Here is a 12896-nt window from a genome sequence, read left to right as displayed (position 1 = left end):
CAAAAGTTATAAGGAGGCGTACTTGATGATATTAGATGCAAGTGAAATTCAAAAAATTATTCCTCACCGTTATCCCATGTTGTTAGTGGATCGTATTATTGAAATAGAACCGATGAAACATGCTGTCGGTATAAAAAATGTTACCATGAATGAAAACTTTTTTTTAGGCCACTTTCCGGGAAAACCGATTATGCCTGGTGTGTTGCTCCTAGAAGCGATGGCTCAGGTAGGTGGCGTAGCTCTTTTGTATCCAGAAGAAAACCGCGGTAAGCTGGCTGTTTTTGCTGGTATGGAAAAAGTGAAATTCCGTAAACCTGTTATTCCTGGCGATCAGGTGCGCATGGAAGCGGATATTTTAAAGGTTCGCGGTTCCATCGGTAAGATTTGGACGCAGGCGTTTGTAGACGGTCAACTTGTGGCCGAAGGCGAATTTATGTTTGCTTTGTCCTCTAAAGATGCAAAATAAAGAGAAAAGTAGTGAAACAAGCTTGAAAAATTATTTTAAATCTTTGTTTTCATCTATTTTTGCCGAATACGGTCTAATTTGACGAGTGAAGACTAGACTCATTAGTCGGATTTTAAAATAAAGTAATAAACGATTCTGACATCGTTCAAATAGTTGAAAATAAAAAGGAGTTGAAATGCGGATGAAAGTAGAATCAGCAGTCATACCCATCCGTAAGATACATGAAACGGCAGTCATTCATCCGGCAGCTCGTATCGGCAAAGATGTAGAGATCGGTCCCTACGCTGTAATTGGTGAAAATGTTGTAATCGGCGACGGAACAAAAATCATGGCTCATGTCGTGATTGATGGCTGGACGAGTATCGGACGGGAATGTGTGATTTATCCTAGCGCTTCTATTGGCGCGGAACCGCAGGACTTAAAGTTTCGTGGTGAAAAAAGCTATGTATTTATTGGCGACCAGACCAAGATTCGAGAATTTGCTACAGTAAATCGGGCGACAGGGGAAGGCGAAGAAACACGGATTGGTTCGAACTGCCTAATGATGGCCTATACCCATGTAGCTCATAACTGCATCGTTGGCAATAATGTAATTATGTCGAACGCAGCGACTCTGGCAGGCCACGTTGTAGTGGAAGACAGAGCTGTCATCGGCGGCCTTGCTGGCGTGCATCAATTTGTGAAAATTGGTCGCAATGCTATGATCGGCGGTGCGACGAAAGTGGTTCAGGATATTCCGCCATATGTCATTGTTGACGGTCATCCTGCTCGCGTACGGGGACTTAATAATGTGGGCATGTCTCGCGCCGGAGTGAATCCGATGTCGCGACGCAATTTGAAGAAAGCTTATAAATATTTGTACCGCTCCAATCTCAGTTTGCCGCAGGCGATTGCTGTTATGGAGCAGGAACTTGATTCTTGTGAAGAAGTAGAACATTTTTTACGATTTTTACGGAATGCAGAACGCGGTATTTGCCGCGGTCGGCGAGATGAAAGTGAGGAGTAATCAGATGAACACAATCGGTCTATTGGCCGGTGTCGGAAGATTGCCTGTTGAATTTGCCCGTGCCGCTCGCGGCATGGGCTTTGCCGTGCTTGCTATCACCTTAGTGCCTGGCACGGACAGCGAACTTTCGGCCCATTGCGATAAAGTAGTTGATATACCTGTAGGACAGCTTGATAAGATTATTACTACATTAGAAGCGGAGCAAGTCAAGCAAGTTACTTTTCTCGGCAAGGTCACGAAGGAATTTCTCTTTTCTGGTCAAATTCCGCCGGATATGCGCATGATCAAGCTGTTACAGAGTTTGCCTGATAAAAATGATGATACGCTCATGCTGGCTTTTGTTAAGGAATTGGCTGGCGCGGGGATTGGCGTACTCGATCAGACGAAACTGATCCAGCAACTTCTGCCGCAGCCTGGTGTTTTGACGAAGTTGCAACCGACCGAAGCGCAACTTGCCGACATGAAATTTGGTTTTTCTATGGCAAAAGCAATAGGCGGGCTCGATATTGGGCAAACTGTTGTTGTGAAAGATCAAGCCGTTCTGGCTGTAGAAGCCATTGAAGGTACTGACGCCGCTATTTTACGCGGTGGTGCGTTGGGACGTCAAGGCGTGATTGTTGCCAAAGCGGCCAAACCACAGCAAGACATTCGGTTTGATATGCCTGGTATTGGTGTAAAGACGCTTCAGTCAATGATTGAAGCGAAGGCGGCAGGCCTTGTTATTGAAGCCGGAAAGACGCTTCTAGTCGATAAAGCAGCCGTACTAGCCTTGGCCGAAGAACATCATATTGTGATTGTTGCCATGTAATTAAGAGGCCGCAGATTCATCGATTCACTGAGGTGGTTTGTCTTCTCTGTGCTTCTATGCTTCTGTGGCTTTTTCGGATAAAAGAGGTGCTTTATGAAAATAATGATTTCAGTCGGTGAAGCGTCAGGCGATTTGCATGGCGCTAGGGTAGCGCAGGCCTTACAAGAGCTTTGCCCGGGCGTTTCCCTACTTGGTATGGGCGGCGACGCTATGCGTAAAGCGGGCGTCAATATTGTCTATGATATTGCGGGACTTGGCGTCATCGGCATCATTGAAATCTTGAAAAATTTGCGGCGACTCTTTGCCCTACGCGATTTTTTAGTGGAGACCATGCGTCGCGAAAGACCGGATGTGTTAGTCGTGATTGACTACCCTGGTTTTAACATGAGGCTGGCGAAAAAAGCGAAGGAACTGAATATTCCCGTCGTTTCTTATATTAGCCCGTCGGCTTGGGCCTGGGGCAAAGGTCGAGCGAAAAGTACGGCGAAAATAGTGGATCGCGTTGCGGCCATTTTCCCTTTTGAAGCTAAGGTATACGAAGAAGCGGGCGCCCATGTTTCTTTTGTGGGCCATCCGCTCTTAGATATCGTTAAGCCTGCTTTGTCCAAAGAAGAAGCTTTTCGTTATTTTCAGGCGGATCCAAAGAAAAAACGCATATTGCTTATGCCTGGCAGCAGACAGCAGGAAATTCATAAATTGTTTCCCGTCATGTTAGCGGCCGCTAAGGAACTTGAGCGGCAAATACCAGACACGCAATTTTTCTTGCCGCTAGCCTCGACCATAGCAGCAGACGAACTGGAAGGCATGATTCAATCAGCTGGTCTAGCTGTGACGATCACGCGAGATCATACTTATGATATTATGAATATTACGGATCTTGCTATTGCTACCTCCGGCACGGCTACCTTGGAAGCGGCCTTAATGGGTCTGCCTGTAGTCATTATGTATCGGGTCAATAAGTTAACCTACTTTTTAGGCAAGCCTTTGGTTAAGATACCTCATATTGGACTGCCTAATATTGTGGCTGGTCGTAAAGTTGTGCCAGAATTATTGCAGGATGAAGTGACGGTTACGGCTATTGTGGCTGAAAGTCTGGCCATACTACGTAAGGAAAGTCCTTGGGATCATATTGCAGCCGATTTAGCGGACGTACGTCATAAGCTGGGCGAGCCTGGCGCCGTCAAACGGGCGGCTGCCGTCATCTTGGAAGTGGCCGCACAGAGTGGAGGAAAGTAATGAACACCTATCTTCGCCTTTTAAATTATGTCAAACCTTATTTAAAGCGCGTTGTCGTGGCAATTCTTTGCATTGTTTTTGCTTCGAGCGCTAATTTATATGTGCCATGGATTATTAAAGATGTAATTGACGATGTACTTACAAGCCGCAATATGATGATGCTCAATTATATTGCCGTGGGCATTGTGATTGTTTATTTTTTTCGCGGCATTTTCTTTTATGGCCAGACCTACTTAATGAGCTATATTGGTCAAAAAGTAATTATTGATATTCGTGAGGCTGTTTATCGTCATTTGCAGCGATTGTCTCTGTCTTATTTTGAAAAGCGCCAGACTGGGACGATTATGAGCTATATTACCAATGACGTGTCAGCGTTGCAAAGCGCCATGGTGGAAAATGTAATCGAAATGGTTACGGAGGGAGTCACTCTGATTGGTTCTCTTGTCGCCATGTTTTATATCCACTGGCAGTTATCGTTGCTCACCTTAATTACGATGCCGCTTGTAGCGAAAACGATTGAGGTTTTTGGCCGCAAACTGCGGTCAGCTAGTACGAATATGCAGGAAAGAGCGGCCGATATTACGGCGGTGCTACAGGAAACACTTTCGGCTGTCCGAGTTGTAAAATCCTTTGTACGGGAAGACTACGAGATTTCCCGGTTTAATCGGGAAAACTATTTTAACTTTCGAGCGCAAATGAAAACGTCGCAGCTCATGGCTACTCTTACGCCAATTATTGAATTTCTTGCAGCCATCGGCGTCACGGTTATTATTTGGTATGGCGGGCGCGAAGTTATTAACGGTGATCTGACATCCGGTTCACTGATCGCCTTTTTGATTTATGTTGTCAATTTATCAAATCCGGTAAAACGATTAAGTCGTGTTTATGGCAATATTCAAAGAGCTTTAGCAGCGGCTGACCGCGTATTTGAAGTGCTTGATACGAAGCCAGAGATTGCCGATCAGCCAGGGGCCAAGCCCTTGCCGCCGATTACAGGCAAAGTAGCTTTTCATGACGTAACCTTTGAGTACAATGAGGGCGAAGTCGCTTTAGATCATATTACGCTCGTGGCCGAACCAGGTCAGATGATTGCTATCGTCGGACCGAGCGGTGCCGGTAAAACAACGATTGCGAATTTAATTCCTCGTTTTTATGATCCGACTAGCGGCAAAATTACCATTGATGATTATGATGTCAGTGCAGTGACGCTAAACAGTGTAAGGGAGCAGATCGGCATTGTACCGCAAGAAACGGTTCTCTTTAATGGGACTGTCTACGATAATATTCTTTATGGCGATTTAACGGCAACCAAAGAGCAGGTGATTGCTGCGGCGCAAGCAGCTAATGCGCATCAGTTTATTACAAGTATGGCCCTTGGTTATGACACGATGATTGGGGAAAGGGGCTCTAAGCTTTCTGGCGGTCAACGTCAGCGTATTGCCATTGCTAGAGCTATTTTGAAAAACCCGCAAGTGTTAATTCTTGATGAGGCCACTTCTGCACTCGATACAGAAAGCGAACAACTTGTACAGGAAGCTCTGGATCAATTGATGGTTGGTCGGACCTCTTTTGTCATTGCCCATCGTTTGTCTACGGTGCAACGGGCTGATATGATTCTTGTTATGGAACGAGGCCGTATTGTAGAGCGTGGCGCCCACCAGGAACTTCTAGAGCGTCAGGGACTTTATTATAAACTCTACCAAGTTCAGTTTTCTTCCCAAAAGTAAACTGCCAGCGGTCAGAGCGCGAAAGGGGTAAATTTGGTGCGCTTGTTATATAACATCGCAGCTTTGCTCATTGCTGTACTGGCCATGCCGGTGTTTTTATGGCGATGGAGCCGCGAAGCTGGTTTTGGCAAACGAATGAAGCAAATGTTTGGCTTTTTGCCGCAAGCAGAGCTAGACGCTGTCGCCCATAAGCAGTGTTTATGGATTCATGCCGCGTCGGTGGGGGAAATTGTAGCGGCAAGTCCGATTGTGAAAGAGATGCATAAAGCCTTTCCAGCTCGGCCTATTCTTGTTACGACAGTAACAGCAACAGGCCACGAAATGGCGCAAAAAATTATGCCTGATGCAGCGGCGATCCTCTTTTTCCCCCTGGATCTGCCCTGGCTCAGTGCTAGTGTGGTGAATCGAGTCGCACCGGATTTATTCGTCTTAGTAGAAACCGAGTTATGGCCGAACTTTTTGCAGGCTATTGCCCGCCGCAGTGTGCCTGTAGTGATGGTCAACGGACGTATCAGTGATAAAAGTGTCAATCGCTATAAACATCTTCGTTCACTTCTGCGGGAAATGCTGGCTACAGTCAGTCTCTTTTGTATGCAGTCCGATCTTGACCGTATTTATGTGGAACGCCTCGGAGCTGATCCTAAGAAGATCGTTGTTACCGGAAATACTAAATTTGATCAAGTTTATAGTGAAGTCAGTGAAGACGAAAAGCAAAAATGGTGTGAGCTTTTTCAGTTGGGGGACCCTTCCCTGAGCGCTCCGGTGATTATTGCCGGCAGTACCCATGAAGGCGAAGAAGAAATGATTTTAACAGCCTTCCAGGCGCTTGTGGCTGTGTATAGCAAGGCCCGGCTTATTTTGGCGCCTCGTGATATCCGCCGCGCCGAGATGCTAGAAGACTTGGTGCGTGAGCGGCAGCTCACTGTTTGTCGCCGCAGTAAAATGCAGGGGAAATCGAGCGGTGCAGCCGTGATTTTACTTGATACAATTGGCGAACTGGGTCGCCTTTATAGTCTTGGCGATATTATTTTTGTTGGCGGCAGTCTCATTGCTCAGGGGGGGCACAATGTACTAGAGCCTGCAGCCCATGGCAAGCCGATTTTTGTCGGACCGCATATGTTTAATTTCAAGGACTCTTATGCACTGCTTTCTAGCCGCAATGCCTGCGCTACGGTCAAAGATGGTAAAGATCTCGGTGAGAAAATCCTGGCTCTTTGTGTAAATCCGCTACAGGCTCAGGCGATGGGGTTAGCAGCGTCGCAGATTATGACAGAAAATCGTGGAGCGGCCCAAAAAAGTGTGGAGTATATGAAACGCTATGTGGAGTAACTGGCTAGGGGACGAGGAGAAAATTATGCATTTTTTTGATCGGCTGCAGCAATATTTGTATGCCTTAGTTCATAATGACCGCCATAGCTGGCGTGATCAAATTATTTTACATATACTAGAGATTTTGTCTTGGGTTTATGGCTTTGGCGTTTTTTTTAAGCTTTTTCTGTATAAAATCGGTATTCTCCATAAATTTCGTCTGCCTTGCCTCGTTATTAGTCTTGGCAATATTACTGTAGGCGGTACCGGTAAAACGCCTACGGCGCAAAAACTAGCGGCGATTATTCGCGATATGGGCTATAAGGTCGCGATTTTAAATCGCGGTTACCGTGCTGGCTGGAAGGAGCCTGTCGGTACAGTTTCTGATGGCCGCAATATTTATATGACCGTCAGCGAAGCTGGCGACGAAGCTTATCTGCTGGCGAAAAATGTGCCAGGAGCCGCTGTGGTGATCGGCAAAAATCGTAGTTTGACAAGCGAGTTTGCCTTTGATAAATTAAAGGCGGATGTGCTTATTTTAGATGACGGTTATCAGCATTGGCCGCTGCATCGCGATCTTGATATTGTGCTCATTGATGCAATCAATATGTTTGGCAATCATTTTTTGTTGCCGCGGGGCACGTTACGTGAACCGTTAACCAATCTGCGTCGCGCCGACGTATTTCTCTTAACTCGTGTGGACCAGTCAGCTCAGGGCGCGAAAGATAATATTAGCGAGGTATTACGTCATTACAATACGGACGCGCTTATTATGGAAAGTGTTCACGCGCCGCATTGTTTTATGGAAATTCAAGAATGGTATCGTCGGCCGCGCGGCAAGAGCCTGCCCTTGAGCGAGGTTGCGAATAAGAAACTGCTGGCATTTTGCGCTCTTGGTAATCCTTCTTCTTTTGAGCAGACCATTAAAGATCTCGGTGCTGCTGTTGTGGAAGGCGTACGATATCCTGATCACTACAATTATACAATGATTGAAATGCAGTCAGTCATGGACTTGGCCGTCGAGAAAGAAGTCGAGGCTGTCATTACGACAGAAAAAGACGCGGTCAAGATTCCGACTGAGTTCATTTATTCTGATAGACCAGTACCTCTCTACGTTTTAGGCATTGAAGTGCAGATGACAAGCGGCGAACAAGAATTTATGGAGCTTGTTGCCAAGATGACCAATGAAAAGAGGAAATTTGTCTTATGAACATATTATGTATTATTCCAGCCCGCTATGCTTCGACGCGTCTGCCGGGCAAACCACTGGCGCAAATTGCGGGCAAACCCATGATTCAGCGTGTCTATGAGCGGGCGGCAAGTGCGAAGTTGCCGCAAGAAGTGCTTGTGGCTACCGATCATGAAGCGGTTTTTGCCGCTGTAGAAGCTTTTGGCGGTAAAGTGATCATGACATCACCAGACCATAAGACTGGGACCGATCGCTTAGCGGAGGTTGCGACTAAGTATCCCGATGTCGATGTGATTGTCAATGTGCAGGGCGATGAGCCGCTTATTGATCCGCAGCTTATTGATGATCTGGCTGCCGTATTTAGGGAAGATCCGGCGCTAGCCATGGCGACACTGAAAACGCCGCTTGATGCGACTGAGTATCAGGTTGACAGCGTCGTAAAAGTCGTAACCGATTTAAAAGGCTATGCGCTGTATTTTTCTCGTTCACAGATTCCCTTTCATCGCAGCGAGCCGAAAGCAACTGTGTATAAGCATATTGGTATGTATGCCTATCGCCGTGATTTTTTGTTAGAATATGCAAAACTACCGCAAACACCGCTAGAAGTCAGCGAATCGTTAGAACAGCTTCGCGCTTTGGAACACGGCTATAAAATCCGAGTTCTTACGACAGACCAGCAGTTGATCGGCGTCGATACGCCGGAAGATCTCCTCTATGTAAACAAACTATTTGCCGGAGGTGTTTTTGATGAGAACTATCCAAGTAAGTAATGTGAAAATCGGCGGTGAGCAGCCCCTTGTATTGATTGCCGGTCCTTGTGTGCTTGAAGGCTATGAACGGAGTCTCAAGATTGGGAAAGCCATCAAGGCGATTGCCGAGAAATTTGCTATTCCATATATCTTTAAAGCCTCGTTTGATAAGGCGAACCGTTCGTCCATTCATTCTTTTCGGGGGCCTGGATTAACGGAAGGCTTGGCGATTCTTCGTGCCATCAAAACCGAACTTCAGGTGCCTATTGTCAGTGATATTCATTCCATTGAACAGGTAGAACCGGCAGCTGAAGTGCTTGATTTGCTACAAATTCCGGCCTTTTTATGCCGTCAGACCGATCTGATCTATGCGGCAGCCAAGACGGGTAAGCCCATCAGTGTAAAAAAAGGCCAGTTTTTAGCGCCTGAAGATATGCAAAATGTAGTTACTAAGGTGGAAGAAGCGGGAAATCAGAATTTGCTGCTCACGGAACGCGGCGCCAGCTTTGGTTATCATAACTTGGTTGCTGATATGCGGTCACTACCGATTATGCGCGCTTTCGGTTACCCTGTCGTATTTGACGGCACTCATAGCGTACAGCTTCCCGGCGGTGCTGGTACCACGTCGGGCGGGAAGAGTGAATTTGTTCCTTATTTGACTCGTGCGGCTGTAGCGGCAGGCGTAGATGCTTTATTTTTAGAAGTCCATGATAACCCGAAAGAAGCTTTGTCAGACGGTCCGAACATGCTTGATTTTGCTGGACTTGAATCCCTTTTAGCTGATGCGGTGGCAATTGACGCCATCGTGCGCAGACATAAATAAGGCGGTGAGTCCATGGAAATGTTAGAACAGGCCAAAGCGGCCTTAGCGATCGAAGCCGAAGCGATTCTTGCTTTAGTTCCTCGACTGAATGTTGAGTTTACCCAGGCCGTACAGGCCATTCTTGCCTGCCCTGGCCGCGTCATTGTAACAGGTATGGGGAAATCCGGCCATATTGGCCGGAAGATTGCGGCGACGCTGGCTTCGACGGGAACACCGTCGCTTTTTTTACATCCAGCGGAAGGCATTCACGGCGATCTTGGTATGGTTACTGAAAACGATATGGTATTAGCTCTCTCTAATAGTGGCGAGACAGGCGAAATCTTAGCCATTTTACCTGTTTTTAAACGAATTGGTACGCCAGTGATTGCTTTATGCGGCGCTGCTGATTCGACGCTAGTGAGAAATGCTGATTTTTTTCTAGATGCCTCTGTTGCCAGAGAAGCCTGTCCATTAGGGCTGGCGCCGACGGCTAGTACTACCGCAGCTTTAGCTATGGGCGATGCCTTAGCAATTGCCTTGCTGTCCGAACGTAAATTTACTGCTGAAGATTTTGCTCTCTTTCATCCCGGCGGGTCCCTGGGACGGCGTCTGCTCTTAACGGTAGCGGACGTGATGCATGGCGGCAGCGAAAATCCGCTGATTACTGGCGATAAGTCGGTCAAAGAAGCTCTCTTCTTAATTACGGATAAAGGTCTTGGCGCTGTATCCATTGTTGATCATGACGGTGTTTTATTAGGACTCCTTACTGACGGCGATATTCGCCGTTGCCTGGAAAAAGGCTATGAATTTTTAAGCGCACCTGTAGCTGAATTTATGACCAAGCAACCTGCGGTCATTACGGCTGAGAAACTCGCGGCGCAAGCCTTGCATCGGATGGAAAAGCATAAACCGCGTCCGATTACAGTGCTTCCTGTTGTCGATAGCGAAAATAAAGCGATTGGCATGATTCACCTTACTGACTTATTGCGGCAAGGAGTGGTATAATGGCACAAGGAGAAACTCTCAGCTTAAAAGAACGCGCGCGTCGCATTAAAGCAATTGTACTTGATGTAGATGGTGTATTGACTGATGGTCGTCTTTTCTTTAGCGCCGACGGTGAAGTTTTAAAGGCGTTCCATGTTCTTGACGGCATGGGTTTAGCGTTAAGTCGGGAAGCAGGACTCGAAACGGCGATCATTACGGGCCGTTCCAGTCAAATTGTAGAGCGGCGTAGCGATGAATTGAAGATTGGGCATTTATATCAGGGCGTTAGCGATAAAGTGACAGCGTTGACAAACTTGCTGGAAGAAGCTAAGCTCTCAATCGAAGAAATTTGCTACGTTGGCGATGATATTAATGATCTGCCCCTGCTATTAAGTGTAGGCTTGGCTTGTACTGTGCCAAATGGTGCGGTCGAAGCCAAAGAAGCAGCTCATTTTATTACGCAGCGTCAAGGCGGCGAGGGAGCTGTACGTGAAGTGATTGAAATGATTTTAAAAGCGCAGAGCAAGTGGGACAGCCTGATCAATCGGTATAAACAGCCAGGTTGCAATGGACTCTGCCAATAAGAAAGGGGAATCCCTTTGAACCCGAAAGCTTGGGTAATCGGCGCTAGTATCTGTCTCGTACTTGGCGGCGGTCTTTATTATTTTTTGAAAGATGAGATGCCAGCAGCTCCGCCGCGTCAGGCAACAACGGCTGCACCCAAAGAATCGCTAACCTTTGCCGGCAATCAGATTGTCGAAGAGGAAAATGGTCGACGCATTTGGGAGCTCACGGCAGAAGCGATTGCTGTAGATCCGAATACACAAAATATAACACTGAAAAAAGTGCAGGGAGCCTTTTACAGTGCGGATGGCAAGATATTGAAAATCGTTAGTCAAGATGGAACCTATGATTCCAAAACCAAAAATATTGTTTTGTCTGGTGATGTGAAAGGAACTTCCAGTGATGGCGGTGAATTTACGGCACCACGTAGTGAATGGCAGGATCAGGCGAAGAAGTTTTATGCCAGTGGCGGTATTCGTGTCGTCAAAGATGATACCGTTCTGACAGGCGACGAAATGGAAAGTGAAACACTCTTAAAAACAGTGAAAGTTACAGGCCATGCCCATATGGTAAGTAAAGGAGGCCGGGAGCCGTGAAGAAACAATGGATGATTGGATTTTTTGCTGTCTCAATGGCAGTTTGGGCTTGGACAAGCCCCGTTGGCGCAGCGCCAGGGCAGCCAGTAGAAGTATCGGCTGATGTCATTGACTATGATGCGGCGCAGGGCCAGGTTCATGCTAGCGGCAATGTAGTAATGAAACAGACAAATGCGACCATTACTGGCAGTGAAGTTCATTATAATATGAAGAGCATGGAAGGGCTCATTACGGGCGGCGTTCATGCCGTAAAAGATGACGCAACCTTGACAGCTAGCGAAGTAAAGACTTATAACAATACACGCATGGTTGCCACCGGTTCGCCCATCCTCGTAAAAGGACAGTCGAAAGCGACAGGTTCGACCATTGAATATGATTCAGAAAAGCAGTATGCTTTAATTCCCTCAGAGGCAAGATTAGAGAGCGCTGATGGGGTGATGACAGCGAATAAAATTGAAGCGTTCTATCAAGAAGATCGGGCTGTTGGCGAAGGTGCTGTTCATTTAGTCAGTGAAAGTCGTCAAGTCGATGCGACAGGCGATCATCTAGACTATTATGGCTTGCAGACAGCAGGCAAGGGGCGGGCTGTGCTTACAGGCAATGCCAGAGCTTTGCAGGAAGGCAATCTGATCACAGGCGATACGCTGACCATCCATATGGATAGCCAAACTGCTGATGCGAAGGGCCGGACGAAGCTTGTGATTACTCCGAAGGAATGAAAAGGATAAAAAGCTATGTATATTGAGACAAGCGGGTTAGTAAAAACCTATAAACAGCGCAATGTGGTCAACGGCGTCAGTCTGCGTGTTGACCAAGGATCGATTGTGGGGCTTTTGGGACCCAACGGCGCTGGGAAAACAACCACTTTTTATATGATTGTCGGCTTAGAACGACCCAATCAGGGATCCATTTCGGTGAATGGCGAAAACGTCACTTCTATGCCCATGTATCAAAGATCGCGTTTTGGCATTGGCTATTTACCTCAGGAAGCATCCATTTTTCGTAAGTTAACAGTAGAAGATAATTTGATGGCCATTTTAGAAACGACCAAGCTGTCGAAAGGGGAACGGCGTGATAAGCAGGAATCGCTGTTAGAAGAATTTCATGTTACGCATGTGCGAAAACGGCTTGGTTCGGAATTATCCGGCGGCGAACGGCGGCGTGTGGAAATTGCTCGCAGCTTGGCCACAGATCCTTACTTTATTCTGCTTGATGAGCCTTTTGCCGGTGTTGATCCCATTGCTGTGGCCGATATTCAAGGTATTATCAGTTATTTAAAAGAACGCGGCATTGGCGTACTCATTACGGATCATAATGTGCGGGAAACCTTAAGCATTGTCGATAAAGCTTATATCTTAAATGAAGGGCAGATTCTCATTTCCGGCGACTCAACGACAATCGCGGAAAGCGAAGTGGCCAGGAAATTTTATCTTGGCGAGAATTTCAGCTTGTAGGAGATTT

The 12896-nt window shown here is 46.8% G+C and carries 14 protein-coding genes; all 14 read left to right on the top strand.

The annotated features are described in order from the left end of the window. The first annotated feature begins 25 nt into the window (after positions 1-25). The 14 genes from fabZ to lptB all read left to right on the top strand — a co-directional run bounded on the left by fabZ (position 26) and on the right by lptB (position 12889). Entirely contained in the window at positions 26-466 is a 441-nt protein-coding gene (gene fabZ / locus AC0MXB_RS08030) for a 3-hydroxyacyl-ACP dehydratase FabZ (protein ID WP_474039137.1), read from the top strand. Positions 467-647: 181 nt separating this feature from the next. Then, on the top strand, positions 648-1472 hold the full coding sequence (lpxA, locus tag AC0MXB_RS08025; RefSeq protein WP_474039304.1) for an acyl-ACP--UDP-N-acetylglucosamine O-acyltransferase: 825 nt from the start codon (positions 648-650) through the stop codon (positions 1470-1472). A 4-nt stretch (positions 1473-1476) separates the two neighbouring features. After that, entirely contained in the window at positions 1477-2280 is an 804-nt protein-coding gene (locus AC0MXB_RS08020) for an LpxI family protein (protein WP_474039136.1), read from the top strand. A 93-nt stretch (positions 2281-2373) separates the two neighbouring features. Continuing rightward, the gene (gene lpxB, locus AC0MXB_RS08015) at positions 2374-3516 is read left to right on the top strand and encodes a lipid-A-disaccharide synthase (protein WP_474039135.1); all 1143 of its coding nucleotides are present in this window, start codon (positions 2374-2376) and stop codon (positions 3514-3516) included. After that, entirely contained in the window at positions 3516-5243 is a 1728-nt protein-coding gene (msbA, locus tag AC0MXB_RS08010; protein WP_474039134.1) for a lipid A export permease/ATP-binding protein MsbA, read from the top strand. The genes lpxB and msbA overlap by 1 nt, the downstream gene beginning before the upstream one ends. 36 nt (positions 5244-5279) lie before the next feature. Continuing rightward, complete coding sequence (locus tag AC0MXB_RS08005; RefSeq protein ID WP_474039133.1) at positions 5280-6572, top strand: 3-deoxy-D-manno-octulosonic acid transferase; 1293 nt, start codon at positions 5280-5282, stop codon at positions 6570-6572. A gap of 25 nt (positions 6573-6597) precedes the next feature. Continuing rightward, positions 6598-7761 carry a tetraacyldisaccharide 4'-kinase gene (gene lpxK, locus AC0MXB_RS08000; protein ID WP_474039132.1) on the top strand — a complete coding sequence of 388 codons (1164 nt, stop codon included), beginning with the start codon at positions 6598-6600 and terminating at the stop codon, positions 7759-7761. Continuing rightward, positions 7758-8510 carry a 3-deoxy-manno-octulosonate cytidylyltransferase gene (kdsB, locus tag AC0MXB_RS07995; protein ID WP_474039131.1) on the top strand — a complete coding sequence of 251 codons (753 nt, stop codon included), beginning with the start codon at positions 7758-7760 and terminating at the stop codon, positions 8508-8510. Before lpxK ends, kdsB begins: the two co-directional genes overlap by 4 nt. Continuing rightward, a complete protein-coding gene (gene kdsA, locus AC0MXB_RS07990; protein WP_474039130.1) occupies positions 8488-9312 on the top strand; it encodes a 3-deoxy-8-phosphooctulonate synthase in 825 nt (274 codons plus the stop codon). The genes kdsB and kdsA overlap by 23 nt, the downstream gene beginning before the upstream one ends. Positions 9313-9330: 18 nt before the next feature. Further along, complete coding sequence (locus AC0MXB_RS07985) at positions 9331-10296, top strand: KpsF/GutQ family sugar-phosphate isomerase (protein ID WP_474039303.1); 966 nt, start codon at positions 9331-9333, stop codon at positions 10294-10296. Further along, positions 10296-10859, top strand: a complete 564-nt coding sequence (locus tag AC0MXB_RS07980) for a KdsC family phosphatase (RefSeq protein WP_474039129.1) — start codon at positions 10296-10298, stop codon at positions 10857-10859. Before AC0MXB_RS07985 ends, AC0MXB_RS07980 begins: the two co-directional genes overlap by 1 nt. A 15-nt stretch (positions 10860-10874) precedes the next feature. Then, positions 10875-11435: an LPS export ABC transporter periplasmic protein LptC gene (gene lptC, locus AC0MXB_RS07975; RefSeq protein WP_474039128.1), complete on the top strand. Its 561-nt coding sequence runs from the start codon at positions 10875-10877 to the stop codon at positions 11433-11435. Beyond that, positions 11432-12154, top strand: a complete 723-nt coding sequence (locus tag AC0MXB_RS07970) for an LptA/OstA family protein (RefSeq protein WP_474039127.1) — start codon at positions 11432-11434, stop codon at positions 12152-12154. The genes lptC and AC0MXB_RS07970 overlap by 4 nt, the downstream gene beginning before the upstream one ends. A 15-nt stretch (positions 12155-12169) precedes the next feature. Next, a complete protein-coding gene (gene lptB, locus AC0MXB_RS07965; RefSeq protein ID WP_474039126.1) occupies positions 12170-12889 on the top strand; it encodes an LPS export ABC transporter ATP-binding protein in 720 nt (239 codons plus the stop codon). Positions 12890-12896 lie beyond the last annotated feature (7 nt).

The sequence above is a fragment of the Pelorhabdus sp. sgz311001 genome, from assembly GCF_055901755.1.
The sequence above is the reverse complement of the archived record's forward strand: the minus strand, read 5'-3'. Positions and strand labels throughout refer to the sequence as shown.

Bases quoted from the DNA above. Each gene is read 5' to 3' on its own strand.
- msbA (WP_474039134.1), top strand. From the start codon at position 3,516: ATGAACACCTATCTTCGCCTTTTAAATTATGTCAAACCTTATTTAAAG.
- lpxB (WP_474039135.1), top strand. From the start codon at position 2,374: ATGAAAATAATGATTTCAGTCGGTGAAGCGTCAGGCGATTTGCATGGC.
- AC0MXB_RS07985 (WP_474039303.1), top strand. From the start codon at position 9,331: ATGTTAGAACAGGCCAAAGCGGCCTTAGCGATCGAAGCCGAAGCGATT.
- lpxK (WP_474039132.1), top strand. From the start codon at position 6,598: ATGCATTTTTTTGATCGGCTGCAGCAATATTTGTATGCCTTAGTTCAT.
- AC0MXB_RS07980 (WP_474039129.1), top strand. From the start codon at position 10,296: ATGGCACAAGGAGAAACTCTCAGCTTAAAAGAACGCGCGCGTCGCATT.
- kdsA (WP_474039130.1), top strand. From the start codon at position 8,488: ATGAGAACTATCCAAGTAAGTAATGTGAAAATCGGCGGTGAGCAGCCC.
- fabZ (WP_474039137.1), top strand. From the start codon at position 26: ATGATATTAGATGCAAGTGAAATTCAAAAAATTATTCCTCACCGTTAT.
- lpxA (WP_474039304.1), top strand. From the start codon at position 648: ATGAAAGTAGAATCAGCAGTCATACCCATCCGTAAGATACATGAAACG.
- AC0MXB_RS08020 (WP_474039136.1), top strand. From the start codon at position 1,477: ATGAACACAATCGGTCTATTGGCCGGTGTCGGAAGATTGCCTGTTGAA.
- lptB (WP_474039126.1), top strand. From the start codon at position 12,170: ATGTATATTGAGACAAGCGGGTTAGTAAAAACCTATAAACAGCGCAAT.
- kdsB (WP_474039131.1), top strand. From the start codon at position 7,758: ATGAACATATTATGTATTATTCCAGCCCGCTATGCTTCGACGCGTCTG.